Annotated in this window: 28 protein-coding genes; 21 read left to right on the top strand and 7 right to left on the bottom strand. The window is 33.1% G+C overall.

The window, feature by feature from the left end; all coding sequences use genetic code 11:
• Window positions 1-80 precede the first annotated feature (80 nt).
• The 5 genes from recQ to Q4Q35_RS11995 all read left to right on the top strand — a co-directional run bounded on the left by recQ (window position 81) and on the right by Q4Q35_RS11995 (window position 5190).
• Window positions 81-2285 (top strand): DNA helicase RecQ, encoded by a 2205-nt coding sequence (gene recQ / locus Q4Q35_RS12015; RefSeq protein WP_303278221.1) that lies wholly within the window; start codon window positions 81-83, stop codon window positions 2283-2285.
• Between the two features lie 271 nt (window positions 2286-2556).
• Window positions 2557-3489 (top strand): peptidylprolyl isomerase, encoded by a 933-nt coding sequence (locus Q4Q35_RS12010; protein WP_303278220.1) that lies wholly within the window; start codon window positions 2557-2559, stop codon window positions 3487-3489.
• Between the two features lie 168 nt (window positions 3490-3657).
• The gene (locus tag Q4Q35_RS12005; RefSeq protein ID WP_303278219.1) at window positions 3658-4080 is read left to right on the top strand and encodes a hypothetical protein; all 423 of its coding nucleotides are present in this window, start codon (window positions 3658-3660) and stop codon (window positions 4078-4080) included.
• Between the two features lie 20 nt (window positions 4081-4100).
• Window positions 4101-4646: a YfiT family bacillithiol transferase gene (locus Q4Q35_RS12000; protein ID WP_303278218.1), complete on the top strand. Its 546-nt coding sequence runs from the start codon at window positions 4101-4103 to the stop codon at window positions 4644-4646.
• A gap of 61 nt (window positions 4647-4707) precedes the next feature.
• Entirely contained in the window at window positions 4708-5190 is a 483-nt protein-coding gene (locus Q4Q35_RS11995; protein WP_303278217.1) for a GNAT family N-acetyltransferase, read from the top strand.
• 116 nt (window positions 5191-5306) lie between these two features.
• On the opposite strand, the gene Q4Q35_RS11990 is transcribed toward Q4Q35_RS11995, so the two are convergent.
• Window positions 5307-5867, bottom strand: a complete 561-nt coding sequence (locus tag Q4Q35_RS11990) for a thioredoxin family protein (RefSeq protein WP_303278216.1) — start codon at window positions 5865-5867, stop codon at window positions 5307-5309.
• A 114-nt stretch (window positions 5868-5981) separates the two neighbouring features.
• On the opposite strand from Q4Q35_RS11990, the gene Q4Q35_RS11985 reads away from it, so the two are divergent.
• Entirely contained in the window at window positions 5982-6317 is a 336-nt protein-coding gene (locus Q4Q35_RS11985) for a tRNA-binding protein (protein WP_303278215.1), read from the top strand.
• A 137-nt stretch (window positions 6318-6454) separates the two neighbouring features.
• Here Q4Q35_RS11985 and Q4Q35_RS11980 read toward each other — a convergent pair whose 3' ends face one another.
• Entirely contained in the window at window positions 6455-6850 is a 396-nt protein-coding gene (locus Q4Q35_RS11980; protein ID WP_303278214.1) for a PUR family DNA/RNA-binding protein, read from the bottom strand.
• A 158-nt stretch (window positions 6851-7008) separates the two neighbouring features.
• On the bottom strand, window positions 7009-8772 hold the full coding sequence (locus tag Q4Q35_RS11975; RefSeq protein ID WP_303278213.1) for an ABC transporter ATP-binding protein: 1764 nt from the start codon (window positions 8770-8772) through the stop codon (window positions 7009-7011).
• 201 nt (window positions 8773-8973) lie between these two features.
• On the opposite strand from Q4Q35_RS11975, the gene nusB reads away from it, so the two are divergent.
• From nusB to yajC, 3 genes are all read left to right on the top strand, one after another.
• Window positions 8974-9918, top strand: a complete 945-nt coding sequence (gene nusB, locus Q4Q35_RS11970; RefSeq protein ID WP_303278212.1) for a transcription antitermination factor NusB — start codon at window positions 8974-8976, stop codon at window positions 9916-9918.
• An 82-nt stretch (window positions 9919-10000) separates the two neighbouring features.
• Window positions 10001-10489 (top strand): DUF1573 domain-containing protein, encoded by a 489-nt coding sequence (locus Q4Q35_RS11965; RefSeq protein ID WP_303278210.1) that lies wholly within the window; start codon window positions 10001-10003, stop codon window positions 10487-10489.
• Between the two features lies 1 nt (window position 10490).
• Window positions 10491-10787 (top strand): preprotein translocase subunit YajC, encoded by a 297-nt coding sequence (yajC, locus tag Q4Q35_RS11960; RefSeq protein WP_303278209.1) that lies wholly within the window; start codon window positions 10491-10493, stop codon window positions 10785-10787.
• Between the two features lie 301 nt (window positions 10788-11088).
• On the opposite strand, the gene Q4Q35_RS11955 is transcribed toward yajC, so the two are convergent.
• Genes Q4Q35_RS11955 through Q4Q35_RS11940 form a run of 4 tightly spaced genes read right to left on the bottom strand, consistent with a single transcriptional unit; the run spans window position 11089 to window position 14026 of the window.
• On the bottom strand, window positions 11089-11829 hold the full coding sequence (locus Q4Q35_RS11955) for a LytR/AlgR family response regulator transcription factor (RefSeq protein ID WP_303278208.1): 741 nt from the start codon (window positions 11827-11829) through the stop codon (window positions 11089-11091).
• Window positions 11792-12601 (bottom strand): sensor histidine kinase, encoded by an 810-nt coding sequence (locus tag Q4Q35_RS11950; RefSeq protein ID WP_303278207.1) that lies wholly within the window; start codon window positions 12599-12601, stop codon window positions 11792-11794. Before Q4Q35_RS11950 ends, Q4Q35_RS11955 begins: the two co-directional genes overlap by 38 nt.
• Window positions 12598-13584, bottom strand: coding sequence for a tetratricopeptide repeat protein (locus tag Q4Q35_RS11945; protein ID WP_303278206.1), 987 nt, complete (start codon window positions 13582-13584; stop codon window positions 12598-12600). Before Q4Q35_RS11945 ends, Q4Q35_RS11950 begins: the two co-directional genes overlap by 4 nt.
• A 19-nt stretch (window positions 13585-13603) precedes the next feature.
• Entirely contained in the window at window positions 13604-14026 is a 423-nt protein-coding gene (locus Q4Q35_RS11940; RefSeq protein ID WP_303278205.1) for a hypothetical protein, read from the bottom strand.
• A gap of 517 nt (window positions 14027-14543) precedes the next feature.
• Here Q4Q35_RS11940 and Q4Q35_RS11935 point away from each other — a divergent pair.
• The 12 genes from Q4Q35_RS11935 (at window position 14544) to Q4Q35_RS11880 (ending at window position 24561) form a co-directional block, all read left to right on the top strand.
• Window positions 14544-15113: a hypothetical protein gene (locus tag Q4Q35_RS11935; protein WP_303278204.1), complete on the top strand. Its 570-nt coding sequence runs from the start codon at window positions 14544-14546 to the stop codon at window positions 15111-15113.
• 85 nt (window positions 15114-15198) lie between these two features.
• A complete protein-coding gene (locus Q4Q35_RS11930) occupies window positions 15199-15723 on the top strand; it encodes a GNAT family N-acetyltransferase (protein ID WP_303278203.1) in 525 nt (174 codons plus the stop codon).
• An 81-nt stretch (window positions 15724-15804) separates the two neighbouring features.
• Window positions 15805-16935, top strand: coding sequence for a PTS sugar transporter subunit IIB (locus Q4Q35_RS11925; protein ID WP_303278202.1), 1131 nt, complete (start codon window positions 15805-15807; stop codon window positions 16933-16935).
• A 145-nt stretch (window positions 16936-17080) separates the two neighbouring features.
• A complete protein-coding gene (locus tag Q4Q35_RS11920; RefSeq protein ID WP_303278201.1) occupies window positions 17081-18943 on the top strand; it encodes a hypothetical protein in 1863 nt (620 codons plus the stop codon).
• Between the two features lie 330 nt (window positions 18944-19273).
• Entirely contained in the window at window positions 19274-19840 is a 567-nt protein-coding gene (locus Q4Q35_RS11915) for a DUF2589 domain-containing protein (RefSeq protein WP_303278200.1), read from the top strand.
• A 61-nt stretch (window positions 19841-19901) separates the two neighbouring features.
• On the top strand, window positions 19902-20372 hold the full coding sequence (locus tag Q4Q35_RS11910; protein WP_303278199.1) for a GyrI-like domain-containing protein: 471 nt from the start codon (window positions 19902-19904) through the stop codon (window positions 20370-20372).
• Window positions 20373-20374: 2 nt separating this feature from the next.
• The gene (locus tag Q4Q35_RS11905) at window positions 20375-20893 is read left to right on the top strand and encodes a hypothetical protein (protein ID WP_303278198.1); all 519 of its coding nucleotides are present in this window, start codon (window positions 20375-20377) and stop codon (window positions 20891-20893) included.
• A 22-nt stretch (window positions 20894-20915) separates the two neighbouring features.
• Entirely contained in the window at window positions 20916-21485 is a 570-nt protein-coding gene (locus Q4Q35_RS11900) for a DUF2589 domain-containing protein (protein WP_303278197.1), read from the top strand.
• 31 nt (window positions 21486-21516) lie between these two features.
• Window positions 21517-21987 carry a DUF2589 domain-containing protein gene (locus Q4Q35_RS11895; RefSeq protein ID WP_303278196.1) on the top strand — a complete coding sequence of 157 codons (471 nt, stop codon included), beginning with the start codon at window positions 21517-21519 and terminating at the stop codon, window positions 21985-21987.
• Window positions 21988-21989: 2 nt separating this feature from the next.
• A complete protein-coding gene (locus Q4Q35_RS11890) occupies window positions 21990-22532 on the top strand; it encodes a DUF2589 domain-containing protein (protein WP_303278195.1) in 543 nt (180 codons plus the stop codon).
• A 108-nt stretch (window positions 22533-22640) separates the two neighbouring features.
• Window positions 22641-23897, top strand: coding sequence for a patatin-like phospholipase family protein (locus Q4Q35_RS11885; protein WP_303278194.1), 1257 nt, complete (start codon window positions 22641-22643; stop codon window positions 23895-23897).
• Window positions 23898-24018: 121 nt separating this feature from the next.
• Window positions 24019-24561 carry a hypothetical protein gene (locus Q4Q35_RS11880; RefSeq protein WP_303278193.1) on the top strand — a complete coding sequence of 181 codons (543 nt, stop codon included), beginning with the start codon at window positions 24019-24021 and terminating at the stop codon, window positions 24559-24561.
• Window positions 24562-24709 lie beyond the last annotated feature (148 nt).

The raw sequence follows: 24709 nt of genomic DNA, 5'->3' as shown, positions 1-24709 counted from the left end.
CTCTAAATACACTAATAAATTAAACGGTAAAGTTTTAATATTTTTGGTGTGATAATAAGTAAATAAATTTTTATTAATTCATGTTAATAGCAAAAAGTGACTTGCATTCTGCTCTTAAGAAAAATTTTGGGTTTAATCAATTCAAGGGCTTGCAAGAAGATGTTGTAGAAAGTATCTTATCAGGAAATCATACATTTGTAATTATGCCAACAGGTGGCGGTAAATCTCTCTGTTATCAATTACCGGCGTTAATGCAAGAAGGAACCGCTATTGTGGTATCACCATTAATAGCTTTAATGAAAAATCAGGTAGATGCCATTCGAGGCATTTCTAATGAAGAAGGTATTGCTCACGTATTAAATTCATCATTAAATAAAACAGAAGTAAAGCGTGTTAAAGAAGATATTGTAAATGGTATCACTAAATTACTTTATGTTGCGCCAGAGTCTTTAACAAAAGAAGAAAATGTTGAGTTTTTACGTTCTGTAAATATATCTTTTATGGCCATAGATGAGGCGCACTGTATTAGTGAATGGGGCCATGATTTTAGACCAGAATACAGAAATTTGCGCCAAATAATTAGTAGAATAGGCGATAATATTCCTATTATTGGTTTAACAGCCACAGCCACTCCAAAAGTTCAGGAAGATATTATAAAGAATTTGGGGATTAATAATGCAAAAACCTTTAAAGCTTCTTTTAATAGACCTAATCTATATTATGAGGTTAGACCAAAAACAAAAAACGTAGATGTCGATATTATTCGATTCATAAAACAAAATGAAGGCAAGTCAGGTATTGTTTATTGTTTAAGTAGAAAGCGGGTAGAAGAACTAGCACAGGTATTACAGGTAAATGGTGTTAAAGCTGTTCCGTATCATGCAGGATTAGATGCAAAATCAAGATCGAGCTATCAAGATAAGTTCTTAATGGAAGATGTAGATGTGGTAGTAGCTACTATTGCTTTTGGTATGGGAATAGATAAACCAGATGTGCGTTTTGTAATACATCATGATATTCCTAAAAGTATAGAAAGTTATTATCAGGAAACCGGTAGAGCAGGGCGTGATGGTGGAGAAGGCCATTGTTTGGCATATTATGCTTATAAAGACATTGAAAAATTAGAAAAATTCATGTCTGGTAAGCCAGTTGCAGAGCAAGAAATAGGTCAAGCATTATTACAAGAAGTCATTGCATTTGCAGAAACATCTATTTCCAGAAGAAAATTTATTTTACATTATTTTGGTGAAGAGTTTGATAATGAAACGGGAGAAGGTGGTGATATGGATGACAATGTTAGACATCCAAAAAACAAGCATGAAGCTAAGGAAGAGGTTGTCGTATTATTAGAAACTATAGAGAAAACAAACGAAAAATATAAGTCTAAAGATTTGGTAAATGTTATTATTGGAAAAGAGAATGCTTTAATTAATTCTCATAAAACCAATGAGCAACCGTTTTTTGGAAAAGGTAAGGATAAAGACAACAAATACTGGATGGCGTTATTAAGACAAGTATTAGTTGCAGGTTTCCTTAGAAAAGATATTGAAACCTATGGTGTTATTAAGCTAAGCGAGAGTGGTAAATCTTTTATAAAAAATCCGGTGTCGTTTATGATGACCGAAGACCATATCTATGAAGGAGAGCAAGAAGATGGTTCCATCATTACAGCGGCAAAAGGAGGAGGAGCAGTAGCAGATGACGTGTTAATGGGAATGCTTAAAGACTTGCGTAAAAAGAATGCAAAAAAGTTAGGCGTACCACCGTTTGTTATTTTTCAAGATCCTTCACTTGAAGATATGGCTTTAAAATACCCGATTAATTTAACAGAATTATCAAATGTTCATGGTGTTGGAGAAGGTAAAGCCAAAAAATATGGTAAAGATTTTGTAGAATTAATTTCTAATTATGTTGAAGAAAATGATATTGTACGTCCAGACGATTTGGTTGTAAAGTCAACAGGAACTAATTCAGCTAATAAACTGTACATTATTCAAAATATAGATAGAAAACTACCTTTAGATGATATTGCATCATCAAAAGGGATGTCTATGCAAGATTTTATTAAAGAAATGGAAGTCATTGTTTATTCCGGTACTAAATTGAATATTAGTTATTGGATAGATGATATTCTGGATGAAGATCAGCAAGAGGAGATTCATGATTATTTTATGGAATCAGAGTCAGATAAAATTGATGATGCCATTGAAGAGTTTGATGGTGATTACGATGATGAAGAACTACGCCTATACCGTATTAAATTTATAAGCGAAGTGGCGAATTAGGTTTTAGTATTCAGTGTCCAGTAAGCAGTATTCAGTTACAGTTTACTTCATATAATGTTTTAGGTATTAGTGCGAATTAGTGAAATTCGTGTCAGAAAGAATAAAATGTTTGGGTTTTAATATCCATAGAACCTATCTCTGTGAGTCTCATTGAAACTTTGCAAATCTCTGTATAACAAAACTTCAAAAAATCAAAATTCTTAATTCTTAATTCGTAAAACCTAGTTATCTTTGCTTTCCCGATAATTATAGGGACTTAAAAATTAAAAAAATGCAAGACGGTTTATACGCAAAATTTAATACAACAAAAGGGGAGATTCTTGTTGTTTTAGAATATCAAAAAACACCAGGAACGGTAGGTAACTTTGTAGCTTTAGCAGAGGGAAATCTTGAAAACAAAGTTAAACCACAAGGGACACCTTATTATGATGGTTTAAAATTTCATAGAGTTATTCCAGATTTTATGATTCAGGGAGGCTGTCCACAAGGTTCAGGTTCTGGTAATCCAGGATACCAATTTGATGATGAATTTCACCCAGATTTAAAACATGATGCTCCTGGAATATTATCTATGGCGAATGCCGGGCCGGGAACCAACGGAAGTCAGTTTTTTATCACTCATATAGAAACACCTTGGTTAGATAACAATCATACAGTTTTTGGTAAAGTAACTAAAGGGCAAGATGTTGTTGATGCTATAGCACAAGGAGACGCTATTGACAGTTTAGAAATTATTCGTGTAGGGAGTGATGCTTTAGCTTACAATGCTGTTGAATCTTTCAGAACTTTTGAAGGTTCCAGAGAAAAAAGATTAGCAGAAGCGAAACAAGCAGCTGAAGCAGAATTAGAAAAAATAGCAGCAGGGTTTAGTAAAACAGAAAGTGGTTTACGTTACCAAATAATTCAAGATGGGAATGGCGTAAATGCTGAGGTAGGTAAAACAGTATCGGTTCACTACAAAGGACAATTAGCAGACGGAACTGTTTTCGATTCGTCATACAAGCGTAACGAACCAATCGATTTTCCGTTGGGTGTTGGACAAGTTATACCTGGTTGGGATGAAGGCGTTGGTTTATTAAAAGTAGGAGACAAAGCACGTTTTGTAATACCAAGTCATTTAGGATATGGAAGTAGAGGAGCTGGAGGCGTTATTCCACCAGATGCTACTTTAATTTTTGACGTTGAGTTGATGGATGTGAAATAATTTACATATACACATATAAACTTTTAAAGGCACCTAATTGTAGGTGTTTTTTTATACAAGAAATTGTCTTTAATACCCATAATTATTGATTTCATCTTACAAAGCGCTTATTTGTTTGGTTTATCGATTATTTTCATTTTTAAGTTTTTATAAAGATACTTTTGTGCCATGGTTAGTGTAAAAGATACAAATTTATATACAGAGGTTATCAAAGAATTTAATTATACTTTTGGTAATATATTTGTATTTCAAGGATACATAATTTCTGAAATTAATGAAGGTATTGTTCTTAATTGGGAAGATCATGCTAAATTTTTTGTTAAGGATGTAACAGATTTTTTAGGGACTAATGGAGAAGATCTTATTCTTATTTCTAATAGAATTAATTCCTATTCAATCATAGCATCAGATTGGTTGAAATTTTTTGAGAACAATTATGATTTAAAAGGATATCTTATTGTTTTAGGCCAAAAAACAGCGAAGTTGGGAGTTATGGTTGAAAATTTATTTTTTAATAATAAAATTAAAAGATTTAATTCGTTGTATGCAGCTGTTAACTATGTAAAAAATGGTTTGATAGAGATTACATAATAATTCATATTTTTGTTCACATGACTGAACAAGAACTTCAAAACCTTAAATACCCAATTGGACAATTTGAATGCCCAAATAATATATCTACACAACATATAGAAAGCTGGATTTCTATATTAGAACATTTTCCTAACCGCTTGGAAAATCTTGTTAAAAACCTAACAGACACACAACTGGATACAGTGTATAGGCCTGGAGGTTGGACAATAAGGCAGGTAATTCATCATGTGTCAGATAGTCACCACCATAGTTATACCAGATTTAAATGGGCATTAACAGAAGATAAACCTCTTATAAAAGCTTATTTCGAAGACCGTTGGGCAGAGCTTATAGATTCTAAAACAGCGTCTATAGAAATGTCAATGAATCATATAAAAGCCATACATTTTAAACTTGTTTATTTGTTAAAAACATTATCTCAAGACGATTTGAATAAGAGTTTTATACATCCTGAAACAAATTCTGAAGTATTATTAAGTTATAATATTGGAAATTATGCGTGGCATAGCAATCATCATTATGCTCATATAGAGAACTTATTGAAACGTAATAATTGGATTTAAAGTTTGGTAATATTTTGTGCACATTAAAGGCTGAACATTCTAAAGAAGGAGTCACAGTAAAATGATTAGATCTGTACACATAGATGATACTGAACAACTATTAGAAATTTATAATTACTATGTACTAAATTCTATAGTTACTTTTGATGATGAAGCCTTGCCTTTACATACCTTTAAAGATAAAATCACTAAGATAAATGCGGATTATCCATTCATTGTTTTCGAGGAGAATAATGAAATTCTAGGATATGCATATGGAAGTAAATGGCGTCCCAAACCGGCGTATAAGCATACAGTAGAATCTACAGTATATGTGAAACATGGTGTGTTAGGAAAACAAATCGGTTCTAAACTATATACCGAATTATTATCGCAATTAAGACAACAAAATTACCATATTGTCCTTGGAGGCTTAACCTTACCAAACGATGCGAGTGTTAAGCTTCATGAAAAATTTGGATTTGAAAAAGTAGCCCATTTTAAAGAAGTTGGACTAAAGTTTGGTGAGTGGCTCGATGTTGGTTTTTGGCAGCTACGCTTTTAATCGAAAAGAAGATTTCGAGGCCTTCCTCAAGGTTGTCTTGAACGAAACCGAAGTACTAGAGGTGATAAACATTGACTTCAGTGCTTTTGAATAGTCAATTTCAAACCAAACTCACGTTAATTATTTTTCCACTTAATATTACAACCAATACTAGGTTTTTGCGGAGAAGTATTCTCCTTGTTTTCGATCAAGCAATCCAAGGCATGTCTTAGGTCTTTACCTGTAACAGGGATATTATTTCCCGGGCGCGAATCATCTAGTTGCCCTCTATAAGTTAGTTTTAAACCAGCATCGAAAACATAAAAATCGGGAGTACATGCTGCATCATAAGCCTTTGCTATATCTTGTGTTTCATCATATAAATATGGAAATGTATACCCTTCGTTTTTTGCATGAATGGTCATGTTTTCAGGACTGTCTTGTGGATAGTTAATAACATCATTGCTGGAAATAGCAATAAAACTAATACCTTTTTTAGTATATGAATTTGCAATTGCAACTATTTCTGGGTTTACATGAATAACAAATGGGCAATGATTACATATAAACATAATTACTGTAGCCAAATCTCCTTTTAATTGCTCAAGCGATAAATCTTTCCCAGATACAGTATCAAATAAATTAAAAAATGGTGCTTGGGTTCCTAAAGGAAGCATATTAGAAGGTGTCCTTGCCATAAAAGTTTAAATTTTATCAAAGTTCGTCATTAATTACCAAATAAACCTTAAAGTAATTGCCGAAATTTGTTGCGACCATTTTAAAGTTTATTTGGGAAATTGTATTTTTAAAAAATGAATGATATAATAACTTTTGAAGATTTTACTAAAGTAGATTTACGAATAGGAACTATTATTGAAGTTAACGATTTTCCGGAAGCAAGAAATCCGGCATATCAACTCACCATAGATTTTGGAGATTTAGGCATTAAAAAATCATCTGCACAAATCACCACACTTTATAAAAAAGAAGATTTATTACAAAGGCAAATAGTCGCGGTTATAAATTTTCCTAAAAAACAAATTGCTAAGTTTATGAGTGAATGTCTGGTACTGGGTGCTGTGAATGGTAAAGGCGTAATACTTCTAAATCCCGAAAATCAAGTAGAAAATGGTACTCCAGTAGCTTAATTAGATTGATAGCTATACATATTATTAGTTACTTGTTTTATAAATAGCGACCTAACCTGCAATCGAAAGGTCATTAAAGTCATAAAAAAACCGCTACAATTGTATAGCGGTTTTAATTAAACAAACAGTTTGTTTAATTATATATCATCAAAATCCACATCAGTAAAACTTTCGGCAGACTTGTGTGAGTTGTCGTCAGTTGATGATTCTTCAGAATCTTTAACTTCATAATTCTTTTTAAAATCTTTTTGGTGACGCTCACTAATAACTTCATCTCCCTTTTTTTCTATGATATAGTCAGTCATTTCAGCTAATATATCTTTGAATTCAGAAAAGTCTTCTTTATAAATATATATTTTGTGCTTTTTGTAATGAAACGATCCATCGTCGTTAGTGAACTTTTTACTTTCAGTAATAGTCAAGTAATAATCATCAGCCTTAGTAGCTCTTACATCAAAAAAGTAAGTACGTCTTCCAGCTCTTAATACTTTCGAAAAAATCTCTTCTCTCTCCATCATACCATTATTGTTCATATTGTATAGAAGTTTATTTAATTATCGTTTTGTGTATCAAAAATCTAAAAAAAACCGTTACTAACCAACAAATTATCAAGTTTCTTTTTAAATTACCGTTTTTTATTGCATTAAATTAAAAAAACAGAAAGCTATTTAAAATCGTGATTTTAGTAATTTTAAAATTTGTTTGAAGTTGTTTCGCTTAATTGCTTTAAGTACAGATGTTTGTAGTAACCATCTGTGTTTATAAGAGTTTCATGCGTACCTTCCTGAACGATTTCACCATTATCCAGAACAATAATTTTATCAGCGTTTTTAGCAGAAGAAACTCTATGACTTACAATGATTGTTGTTTTTCCTTTTGAGATTTTATTAAGGTTTTTCAATATTTTTTCTTCTGTTTCTGTATCTACAGCCGATAAACAATCGTCGAAGAGTAATATTTTTGGAGATTTTATAATTGCTCTAGCAATAGAGACACGCTGCTTTTGTCCTCCAGAAAGTGTGATTCCGCGTTCCCCTAATACTGTATTATATCCATCATTAAACTTCATAATGTTTTTATGTACTTGAGCATGTTTTGCTGCACTAATAACATCATCATCAGTAGCATCCTCTTTTCCAAACTTTATATTGTTCTTTATAGAGTCAGAAAATAAAAAAGCATCTTGTGGAACATAACCAATATGATCCCTTAAATTAATTAAATTGAGCTTTTCAATATTTGTTTTGTTAATGCTTATAGCCCCTTTATCGATATCATAAAGCCTACCTATTAAATCTAAAATAGTGGATTTACCAGACCCAGTTTTACCTATAATAGCTAGTGTTTCTCCTACTTTTACATTAAAACTGATGTCTTTTAATGCTTGAATATTTGTATCATCATACGTAAAAGACACATTCTTAAAAATAATATCTCCAGTGATTTCTGTATTTATGTTTTTCGTGTTTTTAATTTCGGGTTCGATCTTTAAAAACTCGTTGATTCGTTTTTGTGATGCTTCAGCTTGTTGTACAATAGACGTTACCCAACCTACTGTTGCTACTGGCCAAGTGAGCATATTTACATAAATAATAAATTCTGCAATGGTTCCTAAACTTTCAATTTCACCATCAATGTATTGCATACCACCAATATAAATAACTAATAAATTACTTGTACCTATAAGTAAAATCATCATGGGAAAAAACCAAGCCTGTACTCGTGCTAAACGTATTTGTTTTTCTTTACTTTCAGACGCAAGTGCGTTGAAGTTTGTTGATGTTTGTGGCTCTATACCATATGCTTTAATTACAGAAATACCACTAAAAGATTCTTGAGTGAATGTGGAGAGCTTAGATAGGTATTCTTGAACTATGGTGCTGCGTTTATGTATTTCTTTGCTTAATTTATATATAATTACAGAAAGAATTGGTAATGGCAAAATGGTATACAGTGTTAATTTTGGAGAGGCATTAATCATATAAATAATTACTATGACAAACAGTGTGAAGGTGTTTATACTGTACATAATAGCAGGGCCTGCATACATACGTACACTGCTTACATCTTCAGTAATACGGTTCATTAAGTCTCCCGTTCTGTTCTTTTTATAAAAATTTAAAGAGAGCTTTTGGTACTGGTTATAAATTTCGTTTTTTAAATCGAATTCAATATAACGCGATACATTAATAATAGTTTGACGCATAAAAAAGGTAAGTATACTACCTACTATGGCTGCTCCAATAATATAAAGAATAGCTACTAATAACTCAGCTTTAAAAACCTCTTGAGCGATATCACCTTTTAAAGCTTTTTCAACGATTACAAAAATCTGTTTTACATAACGTGGTGTAAAAAGCAAAAAAATTCTAGCTGCAACGGTAATCACCATACCTATAAAAAGGTGAGTTTTATATTTTAAGAAGTATTTATTTAAGTGTTGTAATTCTTTCATGGTAATAACAGGACAGCAAATATAACGTATTAATGAGAATAAAACGGATGCATATTGAATAGGTAGTTGTTAAATATAGCTTAAAATATTAATCTAAATAATAAAAAGAAAACATGGAGATACTTTTCAAAATAATATTATTTTTGCAGCAGAAAAAACAATGAAAACTTTCATATTTTTTAACTTAAGTTCTTTGTAATTATGCTAAATAGAAGACATATTCGTGTAAAAGTAATGCAAACCCTATATGCCTTTAAAGGTAGTGAGAGCGACGATTTTTCTAAAGATCAGAAATTCTTATTATTTAGTATAGATAATATGTACAACTTGTACCTTTTATTAATCTCGTTATTGCTCGAAGTACAAAAAAGAGCTGAAAACGATTTACAAAAAAAGCAAAAAAAACATTTAGCAACCAAAGAGGATAAAGACCCTAATAAGAAGTTTGTAAATAATCAATTACTTAAGCTTTTAAGAGATAACCTGCAATTAAAAGATCAGTTAGAGACACATAAAATAACTAACTGGGAATTAGATGGTGAATATGTAGATGTTATTTTTAAAGCTATTGTTAAAAGCGATTTGTATAAAGATTATATGCAAACGAGAGTATCAGACTTTAAAGAAGATAGAGGTTTTATTATAGACGTCTTTAAAGATATTATTGCGCCTAACGAGAAGCTTTATGAGTATTTAGAAGATAAAAATTTAACTTGGTTAGATGACCTTTCTACAGTAAATACTACCATTTTAAAGCTATTAAGAAAAGTTAAAATAACTTCGGCCGAAAGCCATTTTACGCCTAAACTTTATAAAGATATAGACGATGAGAAGTTTGCTGTCGATTTGTTTAAGAAAACACTTTTAAATAGATCACTAATAAACAAAGAGATTGAAGCAAAAACCAAAAATTGGGATTCAGATCGTATTGCTAATGTAGATTATGTATTGTTACAAATGGCTATTAATGAGTTAAAAAACTTTCCATCAATACCTGTAAAAGTTACCATTAATGAGTATTTGGAAATTGCCAAGGAATATTCTACGCCAAAAAGCAGCATATTTATAAATGGAATCTTAGATAAATTAGTTAAAGAATATGATGCAGATGGAAAGTTAAATAAGGTAGGTAGAGGATTACTGTAATCTTCTGTTAAGAAGGACATAAAAATTTTTAATAGATTAAATAATTACTATTTTTACATCACAAATGACAAAAAGTTCAAAAATGAAAAAAATAATATTAGGATTAAGTGCACTATGCTTAATAGCATTTACTTCTTGTAAAGAAAATGCTGCTAAAAAAATTGATGAGAATAATGTAGCTGCAGCTGCGGTAAGAGATGCAAGTGCATCTAAGCTTCCAAAAATCGAGTTTGACAAAAAAGAGCATGATTTTGGAGAAATAGAAGCTAAAACACCAGTTTCAACAATATTTAAATATAAAAATACAGGAGATGCTCCTTTAGTTATTACAGATATTAAAAGTACTTGTGGATGTACAGTTCCTCAAGACTGGAGTAGAGAACCTTTAGCACCGGGAGCATCGGGACAGTTTTCTGTTAAATTTAATGGAAGCGGAACTAACAAGGTTTCTAAAACAATAACGGTTACTGCCAACACAGAAAAGGGATCGGAAACTGTAAAAATTACAGCTTTTGTAAAACCAGATCCTAATGCAAAGAAACAAGTAACGCCAACAATTCAAGCTAAATAAGATGGGAGAAGGAATAGGGCAGTTTATGCCATTTATATTAATGTTTGTAGTTGTGTATTTTTTTATGATTGCACCGCAAATGAAACGTGCAAAAAAAGAAAAGAAATTTGCTGCCGAATTAAAAAAAGGAGATAGGGTTATTACTAAAAGTGGATTGCATGGTAAAATTTTAGAACTTAACGATAAAGATGGAAGTTGCGTTATAGAAACAATGTCTGGCAAGGTTAAGTACGAGCGTTCTGCTATTTCTATGGAAATGAGCTTGAAATTGAAAGAGCCAGTGGCAAAAACGAAATAAAAAAGTTATTAAGTTATATGTAAAAAGAGTTTCTAATTTTGGAAGCTCTTTTTTGTTTGGAGAAAAGTCATTCTCATTCCCGTAATCCTAACTTTCGGTGGCCATGGAGTATCTACATTTTTAAGCTATGTGTTCTAAGCCTTAGGTGAATACCTATTTGAAACGAAACTACCAATGAGCTTGGACAGAACCTATAGTATGATATGTGACATAAGAACGTATAGATTTTCTATCTGCCAAAACTATTAATAGACAGGGAAATTAGTAAGATTCTTGTATTCGCGACTAGCTCTAGGGTAGTTCACCTAAATATTTTATAATTTTTTAAAAAAGCTTCTTTATATCTACGGCTTAGTATTATTTTTTTCTCTCCCGTTAATAAAATCAAATTATCATAGGGATAAATGGCTTTGATTTTTTTTGTATTGACCATATAGTTACGATGTGTTTTTAAAAACTGATTAGTTGGTAACTCTTTCATGAACTTACTCAATGAAATTTGGAGGATGTATTTGCCTTTATCTGTAACCATATTGCAATAAGGGCCATCTACCTGGATGTACTGGATGTCATCAGGGCTAAGTTTTACAAGGGATTGCCCATCCTTTACGAAGAAAGAATCGGTAATAAAAACAGGCTCTTTGTTATCAAAAGCGCCTTCTTTTTTTGCAAATTGTTCCAATGCCAATTCTATGGAAAATAATAGCTCGGGTGTATTAAAGGGTTTAATTAGATAGTTATAAGGGGCAGTGAGTTTTGCTTTTTCAAAAATACTTTTATCAATCGAGCTGGTTAAGAAAATAAAAGGTTTGGGACTGTAGGATGTACCAATTCGGCTAGCAAATGTTATTCCTATCGGTTCTCCCTGTAAAAAAATATCGATGATAACAATATCAATGTTCAGGGTTTTATAGAGAATTATTGCATCTTTAAGGGTTTTAGCTACTCCGGCAATTTCAAAAGTTTTTGTCGGAAGTGCGACCATTAGCGCTTCAATATCATCTTTATTGTCTTCTAAAACCAGAATTTGTATTTTTTTCATCTGTTTCTTGATTTTTATAGAGGGGCAAGGTGAGAACCACCTCGGTGCCTTTTTTTAGATCACTTTTAATAGTTAGAATCCCTTTGTTTTTTTTTGTCAATTCTCTACACAGTTGTAATCCTAGTCCTGTACCAGTTTTACCGTCGGTATCTGGTGTAGAGGTTAAAATAAAAACACTTTTAGCAGAAGTTTGTTTTTTTTTAAACCCCATACCTTGATCTTTGATGCACAGCAGGTATTCGTTAGTCTTTGTAACTCCATTTAGGATAATAGTTCCTTGTTGAAAAGAAAACTTAATGGCATTATCCAAAATATTTCTGATAATGATTTTTAAGGAATTAAGATCGGCATACACTTTTACCAATGGATCGACATTATAAATTAATTGAATTTCTTTTTCTTTTAACATTGGAGTGTAATTATGCACCACCTGATTAACTACAGATATCAATGTTAATTTTTGTCGGTTAAAAAGGAGTTGGTCTTTACTTTTTAATACCCAATGCAATGTGTTATCCATGAGCAATGCTGTTTTTTTGGAGAGCTGATAACTATCCATGACCAGCTGCTTACATACTTTCTGATCGAATGCGGCCTTGTCACTTTCATTGATAATAGTAAATAACTTGTTTTGAATAAACTGCATGGGGGTTTTTAAATCGTGGGTAAGTACAGAGAACAATTTGTCTTTAGTAGCGTTTAATTGTGTAATTACTTTTTTCTGTTTAATGACTTTATGTATAAAATATCCGCCACTAATAATCAAAATCAAAAAAAACCAGTTAACATGCTGTACAGTTGCTTTTTTAAAATCTCTGCTTTAAGTATTTCTTCTTTTACTGCAATAGCTATTCCTTTATCATTTTGTGCGAGCTGAAATATTTTATCGCGATTCCAGATACTATCTTGTATTTTTTCGTATGCTTTACGATGTTCAAGTGCCTTTTCGAATTCTTTTTTATTTTCATGCACTACAGAAAGATTAAAGTGCGCATTCGATAATACATCAAGATCGTTAGCCCGTTTTGCAAATGCCAATCCCTTAACAAAATAGGGGAATGCCAGGTCATCTTTATATTGGGTGTAATAGAGATTTGCAATATCGAGAAAGGATTCTGCAAGTCCTAAAGTATCTTTGGCTTTATTATTTAATTGATAGGCCATTAATAAATTTTCTTCAGCCTTATCATATTCTTTTAGAAGTATATAACAAAGACCTAGGTTATGAAAATTGGTACTGGCATTTATACTTTCAACAGGGGCATTAGACTTCCAATCTTCAAGAATTTTAACCGCTTTTTGATAAGATTCCTGAATGATATAAATCTCGGCTATGCTGGTATGTAAAGTTGGTACATATCTACTATTGCATAACTCTCCTGCGGCAATAGCTAGGTTTAAGTTTTTTAAGGAAGCACCGTATAGTTTTTTTTCTCTTAAAATTTTCCCTTTCAGGGCATATAAGATAAGATTGAATTGTAGTTTCTTATATTTCTGTCGTTCTATTAATTTAGAAACAAGATCAAAAGATGTATCAATATCGTTAATATAAAAGTATGCATGGGCATTATGAAAATCATTAGAACCTATTTGTTTGAATTCATGCTCATTAAGAGTGCAAATAGGGCAGGTAGTTAAAATTTCTTCTTTCAGAGTTTTAGGATGATTTTCTCTTTGTGCCTCAGAAATGTTAATACAAAAGCATATCAAAAAAATAAGACTCGTTTGTAGCATACCGTATATATAAAATAACATAATTAGGTGAAATTATGTGTTATTTCGGTTTTGATGTGGTTATCACAGTCCCCCTGTTTGTTTCTGGCATACCTGTCGTACTGGTATTTAGTTCTTCAAACTTTACAAATATTCTTTCATTATCCAGATGTGGAGTATCTATTTCATACTTTATTTCAATCCAATATACATTTACAGTATGTTCGGATGGTTCTACTGCCGGTCCTATGCTGACTTCATATACTTCAATGGCCTCATTTCTATCCATTACATCTGTTTCCTGCATATTTCCATCAATTTTCACACTGCTATCTGTAATTATATAGGGCACGATGGCAATAATTTGTATTGTAAAATCAGATCCTTCGGATGAAAATGTAACAAAAGGAATCGTCTTGGGGTAAGTATCCAGGTTAGTGGCTATTAAGTTAACTTCTTTTGATTTAAGGATTAGTTCTTTCATGTTTTTTATTTAGGTTTTTAATGATTTGAATTAAATAATTTGTCAAGATAGAAGCAGGAAAAACCTATGCATCTAAAGAGATTTTTTAAAATACCAATGGCAAAGAAATAACCAAAAGGTTTTTAAATAGGTTATAAGCTTCTGTAATAAGTAAAATAGGTACAAGCTCCTTTTTAAACTTAAAAAATAGCTTCAAGAAATTCTTTCTTTTAATGTAAAGTCTCTAAGCAATTGTTTAGGTATTGCTTATGTGGAGTATTGCTTTTCTTGATAAGGTTTGATCCACTTTTGGTTTATAGGCATAGTATATAGGTTTAAGGATTATCGTAAGAAATATGGGCATGTTATAAAGTTTACCGTTTGTAGTTTTTTTTCTATCACTTGTGAGCGAAATTTAACCGCTTAGTAAAGATAAAAAAATAATTAGAAATTCTATTCCCAATTTTGTTATTGAAATTAAAAATGAACACTATCAGAAAAAAATGAGTGTAGTAAAAACAAGATATAAATAGAAAAAATGAAATTTACAATAGCAAAAATACAAGAAGCTCTGGACAAGAAGAGCTATCAATTTTTTGATACCAGATTAAACATTATAGGGGTAAGGAGTAGCCAAACCAAAGCAAATGTATTTGATGATTGGCTATATATTATTTACCCGGAAAATACAGGAAAAATGATAGCTAATGAATTCCAGATCACTACAGACCCGGGAACTTATTGGCTAGAAAACCCACTTTCTGTTGATGGTACGGCAATATTGGTTCCTGGACAATATATAGACTCACATACCCTTGGGCTACACCGGAAGAAATATGAGGCCATTGTACAACAAAAACCACTCAAAGTCTGGAGAGATAATAACAAAGACAATATTATAGATACAAATGGAAAAACTTATGAAGGCATTTATGGGATCAATATCCATAGTAGTAATCCTAAAACAGAATCATCAATAGTAGAAAAATGGTCGGCAGGCTGTCAGGTGTTTAAAAAAGTAGCAGATTTTAATCTCTTTATGGATGTATGTAAAAAATCTGAGCAGAAGAGTTTTACTTATACCCTGTTGGAAGAATCAGATTTTTAAGCCCAAGGGGATATAGCTTAATAGCAATAATTAAAGCATAAAATAATTTTCAAAAACTGAAAAAACAAGATTAAAAAGTGACCAAGTGTACAGTATAAAAGAAGTAAATGACCAATTGCTGATTCCTTTAGAACCGTGCCATACAAATCTGATCTATAAGTATTTAAATCATGAAAAAATCTCACATACGTATCCGATTTCCCTCCCTTACACACATAGAGATGCACAAAACTATGTAGAACATGAAATAAGATGTAGGCAGTACGGTACAAGATTTTCGTTTGCCATACAGTTCAAATATCGATTTGCAGGCGTATGCGCATTATACGATATAGATAAATCATTGGGTGAGGCCAAATTATATTACTGGGTAGCTGTCGAGTTTTGGAACAGGGGTATAGCCACTAAAGCGCTAAAAAAGCTTATGCTTTTTGCAAAGAACGAATTGAAAATAAAATCTTTGAGAACAGGGGTTTTAAAACGCAATATAGCTTCCAGACGAGTCCTCGAAAAAAATGGGTTTACCCTGCAAAACACCCTGGTAAATATAACAGAGTACCATGCCAAATTTATTGGAGAGCAATTTTTAGAAATGGAGGTGAATTTATAAGAATAACTAAAAAATTAAATAAATCAGTTAATAAACTAAAACAAAAAAAGAAATAACATTAACATTAAAACAATAAGAAACATGTCAGTATTTACAATTTATTTTTGCGGTACCGGATCGAATAGCTGGGACGCAACTTACAACGAAAACTATCATTCGGGGGAATTAATTTCTACTTTGGCAACCAATAATGGAGGTAGTGAATTTGTTGATTGGGTCGTAATCGACGGACCAGGAAGCGGGAATCTACAAGAAGATCAAAAATGGACAGAGCCAGGTAACTATTACGATTGGAAAGGAAAAGCTTTTGGAAGCGGTTGGGAAGAAAATGTGGCACACGCCATGGCCATGATTAAAGGAGAGTTCTCATGGAAACGTAAAAAGTTGACCAAAAAGGAATACGACCAATTAAAAAAAGAAGGAGTCCCAATTGATGATGCTTCAGTGAGTGGTTTTATTTGGAGAACATATGAATACCCAGACAGGAAAATAACCCCGCAAGAATTACAGGCTAAGAAAGTGGGAATTATGCGAAAAGGAGAACTTCCGGAGAAGGTTAATATAATTGGCTGGAGTCGGGGAGGTGTCACCTGTCATATGCTCGCAAATGCAATGGCGAAGGATTCCAAATTAAAAGATATTCCAGTAAATATAGTTGCAATAGACCCTGTTCCCGGTACCGGACAATTTCAAAAACATCGAATTACCATACCCAAAAATGTAGAAAATTATGTAGCAATTTACGCTAGGGATGAAAGGTCTAAAGGATTTGCTTGTGTTATTCCCGATTTTCAACAAACAAATAAGCCTATTATAATTCCAATGCCAGGGAGACATGCCACGGTAGTAGGGAATGCTGCTTCTAACGGGGTTAGCGGAGATCATGATTTAAAAGCTTCCGGTGAAATTGTTAGAGATATCGCAGAAAAATGCCTTACCGAATGGGGAACATCTTTAAAAAATACACTTAATCTCTCTAAAGATGATCTTTTAACACGCTACGAACAATTAGTAACCGATAATGACAGGTATATAGCTATGCAAAGAGAGGTGTATACACTTATAGAAAAGTCGGGAGATGAACGCTCTGTTAGTAAAGGTAGTAAATGGAAAAAATTCTCAGAGATCAAAGGGAAAGAATATGAATATGAAAGTGGATTAAACCCAGTAGGCGAATTTATAAACTGGCATCACAAGTCCATCAGCGAATAAAATTTTAGGTGGTTATAGGACAGACAGTACTTATCATTGCTGGCAGTTCGTGCAGTTTTTAGAATTTTCCCTCATTAAATTTAAAAAAGGCCAACTGCCGGTTACATCTAAACCCCCACAATTAAATTACTATATATTTTAAATTATGTCAAATCAAATACAATTTATAGGATACGGTATCCATACCGGTCTTAAAGAAGAAAATGGAAATAAAACATTTTTGGGCCTTGATACAGAAATATTAACTCGGTCGCAAGGTGAAGAAAAAGATTACAAAGCAAGAATTGCTTTGTTAAAAGAAGCATTAAACAAAGCCAAAAACAGAAGCGATATCGAAAAAGATGCTTTAAAGTTATTTACGGTTCCCGATTTTTATTTTAAAGGGAAACGAAAAGGATATTTACAAGACACTTTTTTTGGAAGTCCCGAAGGTAAAACAGGTATAATACATGAACTTCAAGACCTGGTAAAAGGTGACGAATGGAAAAACTGGATATTAATAATAGGAGCCAATTTAGTGTACACATTGCCATGCAAGAAAAAAGAAATAGCTGTTAACCGTATTAAAATACCCTTTTTTAAACCTAAAAACAGTAAGGAAGCAACCTTTAAAAAACCGGTTAACCTTAAAAACCTTACTGTGGTTGATGCCATTAACTTGGAAATACTTACAACAAAACTAAAAGAAGCTTTTGAGGCAGAAGATAAAATAAAAAAAGAGATTGATAACATTGATGCACTGGCCTCGGAAGTGGCATATAACCTTATTGAAGACCCTACAATTACTGGGTATGAAAACAACTCGGCATTAAAAGTAGTTAGTACGATTGCAAAAAAAATCAATAAGGAGGTAGATACATTACTTAAAAAAATAAAAACAGAAGAACAGGCAGAAGAACTGGAAGCACAGTATCCATACGAATGGGAAAAGGCATTAGACCCTGGAGGTGAAGCGGATATTTTTTATACCAGCCTGGTTATTAAGGGCGGACATGCTACTCCAGAGGGAGCCCTGGAAGGTACAGAAATAATAATGAAACCTTACTATGATAACATAGCAAGCAGTACCGAAGATACTGCCGAAGCACCTGACAAAGAATTGGTAGAAGGCTATAAGAAAAAAGACGAGAAATATGTCCTGTCCGATTTAGTTTCGGAAGCACCTGATGAGGTTGATGATGAGTACATTGATCCATGGCAACTTATTGGTCTGGATGGGGCTCTTAATGAAGCTAAAATAGCACGTATTAAAAAGAACAAAAAATACGGATCGCCCTTACTGGATGGCTGGAGCGGTAAAACTACAAACCCGATACACCTCGACGTGAATTCCAATGGTATTTTTAAAATAGGAGACTTCACACTTGCTCTGGATTCCGGAATCGACAACATTAACCAAATTAAGAAAAAGTTAATTCTGGCAATGAAAAGTTCGACTATAAAAAGCATAAGCGATAAAATATTGAGTGAAGAAGAACAGCAATTATTCAAGGACATTATAAAAGGTGTGCATATACACGTTATTACATCTTGCGGCTCGGAAATCTACAATAAAAGTGCTGTGGCAAAAAAAGGAGGTTGGGTATTTAATTGCGATGGCTTAGGAAGCATGAGACACTGGGAAGAAGGTAAGTTACACTTCAACGATCGTAATTTTATTGAAGATAAGCTTGGGTACAGAAACGTATGCTTAAACGAAAAAACTGGGTTGGGGAATGCACATACGGGATTAATGAGAATGACAAGCCTTAGCATGCAGCAAGATGTTGAAAGTACACTTATTCCATATGGTAAAAAAGCTAAGATAGAGCGTTCCAGTGTTACAGAACTAGACGTTCAATATGTAACCGTTAACTCCGAAAAAATTAAGGTTTCAGATCTGTTTTGGAACGGTATTTCAGAACAACTGGAAGTTACAAACGAAGGCGGGGCTTCAGTAACAGTAACCAACGACGGTCCTATTGGAGGCTCAATTATAGTATACGACGAAATTATAATAAACAAATAAAACATCCTGACCTTATGCGTATACGATTCAATTTTACACCAACTTCTTTCTGGTAAACATAATCACGACTTCATTTTAGTATAAGGTTAAAGTACTTCAACTATAAATTTAATTCTAATTAAAAGTATTTCACAAGCAGCCTACAAGTATAAATAGGATTAAAACTGAGTTCGTTTAACATAAAAGAAAGGAGGAAAAGCCGTAAAAAAAATATTAAACAACCATCGAAACCTGACACATAACATACTTAAAACTAAATATTTTAATTGTTTGATCTTCTGTAAGACAGTAAGAGGTGTCTTTTTAATAATTAAATAAAAAAATAAAATTATGAGCATAGCAAGTTCTTTTTCATCATTACCCATTAGGGAATTGATAGCTAATCCTTTTAAGGCTGCCTGCCAGTCGCAAGTATTATTAGCTGATGAGTTTTTAAACTATGTAGACATGTTGGCCTTTGAGAATGACGGATCTACAAGAATATTAGATTTTAAACTAGACCAGACCGTTAAAGACGGTACTACAGGCGAAGTAACAGTAATGCCCATTACGGTAAGGGCTCCTATCTTAGGGTTGGTACCAATCCCTTCGTTGCTAATTGATAACGTAACGGTAGATTTTACCATGTCCGTTACGACTTCAGATACGCAAACCAATACAAGTTCCAGAGAGGCTTCCTTAGCTGTTTCCGGTTCTTGGTGGGGGGCAAGTGTGGCTTTTAAAGGTAGTGTAAAAAGTAGTGAAGAACGTACACGTAGTACAGATCAAACGGCTACGTATACAATAAATGTTACAGCTACTCAACAACCTCCTGCAGAAGGTATGAGTAAACTTATGGATATTATAGCTAGTTGTATTACCCCAATTGAAGGTGGGGCACAAACAGCTTCGGTCTAATTAACTCTAAACTGAGGAGTTATATAAAGATATACTCCTCGGTTTTTAAAAATAGAATAGTATGCAAATTGAAAAAAACAAAGAGATAAAACTACAGAATCTGTTATCCTGTAGAAAAAAAGTGCAAGAAAATGAGATCGATGAAGAATTTGCTTTAATGGCCAAGCTTATTGACCAAAAAAAATTAAATCAAATAGGAGGTGTTATTACCGCAGTGTATCATATGGATAGGAATAGCGGTTTGATGGATATGGAAATTATGATTCCGATTGAGCATAACACAGACGATCTTAAAGATTATACCATAAAGCCAATATTTCATTTAATGAATGCACTCCATCTAAGTTATGAAGGAAGTTCTACCAATTTAACAGATGCGCATAATATGATATATACTTATGTTAGAGATAATAAACTTCAGCCTATTACGCCCTTGTACAACTTTTATAGTAATATAAATGAAGATTCGGACAGAAAAGATGAAACATTGAAAGTAGATTTATTAATAGGTATCAATCCTTCAATTTTATAGTTATGCGATTTTGGCCATCCAAGAAACATGTTACTACTATTGAAGAACTTCTTGGATTAGTTTATGAAAACCAATCCATTTTCAAACAATTGGAAACGGTAGACATGACATTAAAAAAAGAACGGATTAGTTGCTATAGAGGGAAGAACAAACAGGCAGCAAAAAGTGAAGAGATAAAAAAACAAATGATGACACATTTTTTATCAAACACATATGCATTAGAGCATCTTTATCTTACTGTCCCTATTAAAAAATATGTACTAAAACAGGTTTCCAAAGAAGCGCTTAAAGAGCTAGCACTAAATAAAACCATCGAATTTTCAATTCGGTGCAAGCAATTAAACATGCATACTGTTTCCGTCTTTTTTGAGCATTATAAAAAAGACTCTATAGAAGACGTATTGGATTATACCAAAGCATACACCAGCTGTTTCCTGGAAAAAAAAATGTCTACATGGCAAAAAATATGGAACTGGATAAAAAAGATACTGCGATTAGAAAAGAGTCGCACTAAAAATTAAGCTTATAAACAATTAAAATATTATGAAAAACCAGGATAAACCTATGCAAGGCGTTATGAAGCCGATGGCTATAGAAAAAATGGTAGCAGCACCTATTATCGCCACAGTTAAAGCACAATCATTATTAAACGATCAAATGGTTGACTTTTTTGATAATGTGGCTCTGGATAAAAAAGGCGAGTTGCGCATGATACCATTTTCCTATGAATCCAACCAATTAGATGCTGAAGGAAAACCAACAGGGAAAACCAGTAAAATGGCGATAAACCTGCCATTTTTAACCCTTATGGATCCGCCATCGCTGGCTATAGAAACAGTAGAAGTGTCTTTCGATTTAAGAATTCATGCTTCTAGTAATTATTCGGAGACCCAATACATTAAAGACGCTCAAGGAAGAAAAATAGAAGTAGAAAAAGACCGGGTGGCTATAGAAACCAGTTTGGCAAATCGAACTTCAGATGAGAATAGATCTGACACCAGTGCCCGATATAAATTTAAGGTTATGGCAAAGAAACAAGAGCGTCCCGAATCCTTAAACAGAATATTGGATATCCTTACAGAATCCAGCATTATACCAAAAATACAATCCTAATAACTAGTTATAATCACAAACTATAATTAAAATGAGTACTAAAAAAAATACAGGGCAAACATTAACAGATATTGCCAAAGGCGTTCAATACAGTGTAAATGCAGCCCAGGATGTTGTAGAAAAGTTCTATATCGGTTTGTTAGATCGCTATTTTGATGATGATAATAACCCCATAACCATGGCCATGAATATATCGGAAGGCGTTACAATCGATGTGCCTTTAATAACGCTCGTAACACCAACAGGGTTAGAGTTGGAAGAATTAGAGGTAGATATGAGCCTGAGGGTAGATGGTGTAGAAACAAAGCAGGAAGTAACCAAAGCCGGCCACCAGGTAAAACGAGCAAGTCTCGACATTTCCTTCTCTAACGGAACCAATAAGCCCGGTAAAGACCCTAACATGATCGATTTAAAAATGAAATTTAAAAAAGGAGATGCCCCAGAAGGTATACAGCGTATTATAGAAAATTTCACAACAAACGTAATCCCTAAAGATAATTAGCCATGGAGAATATAGAAAACCAAATGAATCAACTGCCCATAAGAGAACTTATAGGCGCACCATTTAGAGCCGTTATGGAGTCGCAGGTCGCCCTGGCTTTAAGTACTCACGAGTTTATTGAACTTGTAGGCTTTAACGACGAGGGAAGCCTTAAAACCATCAATTTTGATGTTCCAGTTGCAGATAAACTGGAAGAAGGAGCTATGTCTTATAAAACCGAAACAATAAAAGCCCCCATACTTTCAATGGTGCCAATCCCTTCTTTAATGATTGATAAAGTTGCTGTCGATTTTCAATTACAGGTAAGTACCACTATAGAGAATTTTGATAAAACCGATTTTACAGACGAAGAAAAGAATAAAAGGTTAAAACTTTTTTCGCTTCAAAAAGTAGAAATGCTGGGTAAACTTACAGAATCGAGAGAAAACACACGAAAAGAGAACCAGGGTGCAAAATATAACTTTCGTGTAGAAGCAAAAATGCAGGATAAACCCGAAGGCCTGCAAAAAATGCTGGACCTTATTATTGCCAGAATGACACCTTAATTTGTTTATTAAAATAAGTTCGAGTCAACAAAGAAGAGGCAGCTAAATAAAGGTTAGTAAAAACTATAAAATTAATATATACAAATTAAAATTTAAAAAATAATTATCATGCAATTAGTAAATAACACTAGAAACGTCATATTAAGCGGAGGAGGATCTAAAGGAGTTTCACATTTAGGAGCGATCCAAAGGTTAGAAAAATCAAAAAGAATAAGTCATGTGAAGCATTGGGGAGGCACCAGTGCCGGAAGTATACTTGCCTATAATAAAGCAATTGGAGTTCCAACAGAAACATTGTCAATTTTTTCGGGAGTACGGTTGTCGTCAATAAAAATAGATAAAGAGTTAGAAAAGATTACCCCCATTAGTTTAAGAAATATTGTGAAACAATCAAAAAAACCTAAATATTTACCATCAAATATGATCGATCTGGCAATTAATGCCATTCTTTATGGGCGTTTACTGGGAGGAGATCCTTTACATATGGGAGAGGCACAAGATAACGATCACCCCATTGTGAAAATACAAATAGAGCTTTTATCAGCTTATAAAGAAATGGTTTTTAAAAGGCGTAAAGAAGCGGAAGAATTAGTAGGTAAGCCAAAAACGAAAAAGCTCTTTGAGCAATTAGAAGAAGTAGAAAGCATGACCATGGAGCAATGGAGTGGTTTGTTGGACATGCTCGGTGAAAGCGAGATGATTAAATTAGGATTAGGGCATTTTACAACTACGGCAACTGTTGTTAACGAAAAAGAAATGAGACCCATAACTTTTACCAGTATGAAAGGGTCTACCTTTTATGAAGCGCATAAAAAAGTGCCTATGATTAAAGCCATGGCAGCATCGGCATCGTTTCCATGGGCGCTTCCACCGGTAAGATTAAAAGCACTGGGAATTAATTGCATTGATGGTGGGATCTTTCAGAATTTACCATATATCCCGGAGATTTTTGGAAAAGAAAATACCTTGCTACTGCATTTAGGTAATAAAAAGGTACAAGATGCGTGGGACTCTGAAGTATTTCACAATTTTGGGACTCTAAACAAGTTTGCAATTCAATCACTATTTAAAAGAGAGTTAATCGTTGGGGAAGAATACGCCTCTTGCGTAAATGGGTTTAAAATTAATCCTAATATGACCTTGGTCGGACTTAACGAAAAGGTTACCTCTGAAGGTATTGATCCAATTACCACATTACTTGGGGAACCTACACCTCAACAACTTCGGGATTCTTATAACGAAGCATACAAATTTATAGAAAAATATTTGGAATTAGGAAGGTTTGATTCTAATGGTGATATAATCGTAGAATTTGCAGGTACACCATATGGAGATTTGATGGGAAAATTAAAAGATCTGGATTAAAAATAATTGTCAGGTTTTGAAATTTTTTGAGCAAGGTAAAGCCTACTTTTGAACAACTTCAGGCAACACGTTTGCAAGTTTTCAATGACGTAAATCACACAACATTTAAATAGTATAATGAATGAAGAATAAAGGAAAACAATTAGTCATATTTATCCCCTATCCCGATAAAAGTACCAGAAGATCAGGAGATGATTGTGTAGCAAATAGCAGGGAACTATTTGAAATGGTTAAAAAATCGTTTGCAAATAAAAAGGAAGTGCGTTTTGGTACACAGCTTATTACCAGTGCTTCGTTGGTATACTCCAATAACATGGAAACCATAACTATGGCAGATGATAGTATTGTAATGATGCATGCTTATGGTGGAGAAGTAAATGGAAATTTATGGGATGATAACCGGGGAAAACTTCCTGTTAAAGAGAGTATGGAATTGTTAGAAAAGTTAAAAGGTTCAGCCAAACTATCAGAGGTTCATTTCTCCATTTGTTATTCTGCGTTGAAGGACCATATTGCCGATTTATGGAAAGCGAAGTACCCCAAAGTAAAAGTATGTGGCATGACCAAAGGATGTAAAGGGGAATTATTTATAGAAACGGATAATAGATTAGAAATTAATACACAAACAGACAAATTAATAAAGGCCACCCAAACAAAGCGTTAGTTTCTGGTAACGCACCACAATTGTCTGTAAACCATATAAAACTTTCTTTAGAATTGCTCTTTTGGATAAGTTCAAGGCACTAAGCCAGGTTGTTTTGATTGTTTAGTTGCATATAACCTTTCCCCTGTGATGCAACACTTGTCTCAAT

The sequence above is a fragment of the Flavivirga aquimarina genome, assembly GCF_030540835.1.
In the GTDB taxonomy this organism is placed as follows: Bacteria; Bacteroidota; Bacteroidia; order Flavobacteriales; family Flavobacteriaceae; genus Flavivirga; species Flavivirga aquimarina.
This window is presented reverse-complemented; position numbering and strand designations above follow the sequence as displayed.

Bases quoted from the DNA above. Each gene is read 5' to 3' on its own strand.
- recQ (WP_303278221.1), top strand. From the start codon at position 81: ATGTTAATAGCAAAAAGTGACTTGCATTCTGCTCTTAAGAAAAATTTT.
- Q4Q35_RS11985 (WP_303278215.1), top strand. From the start codon at position 5,982: ATGAATGATATAATAACTTTTGAAGATTTTACTAAAGTAGATTTACGA.
- Q4Q35_RS11910 (WP_303278199.1), top strand. From the start codon at position 19,902: ATGCAAATTGAAAAAAACAAAGAGATAAAACTACAGAATCTGTTATCC.
- yajC (WP_303278209.1), top strand. From the start codon at position 10,491: ATGGGAGAAGGAATAGGGCAGTTTATGCCATTTATATTAATGTTTGTA.
- Q4Q35_RS11890 (WP_303278195.1), top strand. From the start codon at position 21,990: ATGGAGAATATAGAAAACCAAATGAATCAACTGCCCATAAGAGAACTT.
- Q4Q35_RS11980 (WP_303278214.1), bottom strand. From the start codon at position 6,850: ATGAACAATAATGGTATGATGGAGAGAGAAGAGATTTTTTCGAAAGTA.
- Q4Q35_RS11955 (WP_303278208.1), bottom strand. From the start codon at position 11,829: ATGAAAAAAATACAAATTCTGGTTTTAGAAGACAATAAAGATGATATT.
- Q4Q35_RS11915 (WP_303278200.1), top strand. From the start codon at position 19,274: ATGAGCATAGCAAGTTCTTTTTCATCATTACCCATTAGGGAATTGATA.
- Q4Q35_RS11900 (WP_303278197.1), top strand. From the start codon at position 20,916: ATGAAAAACCAGGATAAACCTATGCAAGGCGTTATGAAGCCGATGGCT.
- nusB (WP_303278212.1), top strand. From the start codon at position 8,974: ATGCTAAATAGAAGACATATTCGTGTAAAAGTAATGCAAACCCTATAT.
- Q4Q35_RS11990 (WP_303278216.1), bottom strand. From the start codon at position 5,867: ATGGCAAGGACACCTTCTAATATGCTTCCTTTAGGAACCCAAGCACCA.
- Q4Q35_RS11975 (WP_303278213.1), bottom strand. From the start codon at position 8,772: ATGAAAGAATTACAACACTTAAATAAATACTTCTTAAAATATAAAACT.
- Q4Q35_RS11885 (WP_303278194.1), top strand. From the start codon at position 22,641: ATGCAATTAGTAAATAACACTAGAAACGTCATATTAAGCGGAGGAGGA.
- Q4Q35_RS11905 (WP_303278198.1), top strand. From the start codon at position 20,375: ATGCGATTTTGGCCATCCAAGAAACATGTTACTACTATTGAAGAACTT.
- Q4Q35_RS12005 (WP_303278219.1), top strand. From the start codon at position 3,658: ATGGTTAGTGTAAAAGATACAAATTTATATACAGAGGTTATCAAAGAA.
- Q4Q35_RS12000 (WP_303278218.1), top strand. From the start codon at position 4,101: ATGACTGAACAAGAACTTCAAAACCTTAAATACCCAATTGGACAATTT.
- Q4Q35_RS11935 (WP_303278204.1), top strand. From the start codon at position 14,544: ATGAAATTTACAATAGCAAAAATACAAGAAGCTCTGGACAAGAAGAGC.
- Q4Q35_RS11925 (WP_303278202.1), top strand. From the start codon at position 15,805: ATGTCAGTATTTACAATTTATTTTTGCGGTACCGGATCGAATAGCTGG.
- Q4Q35_RS11880 (WP_303278193.1), top strand. From the start codon at position 24,019: ATGAAGAATAAAGGAAAACAATTAGTCATATTTATCCCCTATCCCGAT.
- Q4Q35_RS11895 (WP_303278196.1), top strand. From the start codon at position 21,517: ATGAGTACTAAAAAAAATACAGGGCAAACATTAACAGATATTGCCAAA.
- Q4Q35_RS11965 (WP_303278210.1), top strand. From the start codon at position 10,001: ATGAAAAAAATAATATTAGGATTAAGTGCACTATGCTTAATAGCATTT.
- Q4Q35_RS11940 (WP_303278205.1), bottom strand. From the start codon at position 14,026: ATGAAAGAACTAATCCTTAAATCAAAAGAAGTTAACTTAATAGCCACT.
- Q4Q35_RS11920 (WP_303278201.1), top strand. From the start codon at position 17,081: ATGTCAAATCAAATACAATTTATAGGATACGGTATCCATACCGGTCTT.
- Q4Q35_RS12010 (WP_303278220.1), top strand. From the start codon at position 2,557: ATGCAAGACGGTTTATACGCAAAATTTAATACAACAAAAGGGGAGATT.
- Q4Q35_RS11945 (WP_303278206.1), bottom strand. From the start codon at position 13,584: ATGTTATTTTATATATACGGTATGCTACAAACGAGTCTTATTTTTTTG.
- Q4Q35_RS11995 (WP_303278217.1), top strand. From the start codon at position 4,708: ATGATTAGATCTGTACACATAGATGATACTGAACAACTATTAGAAATT.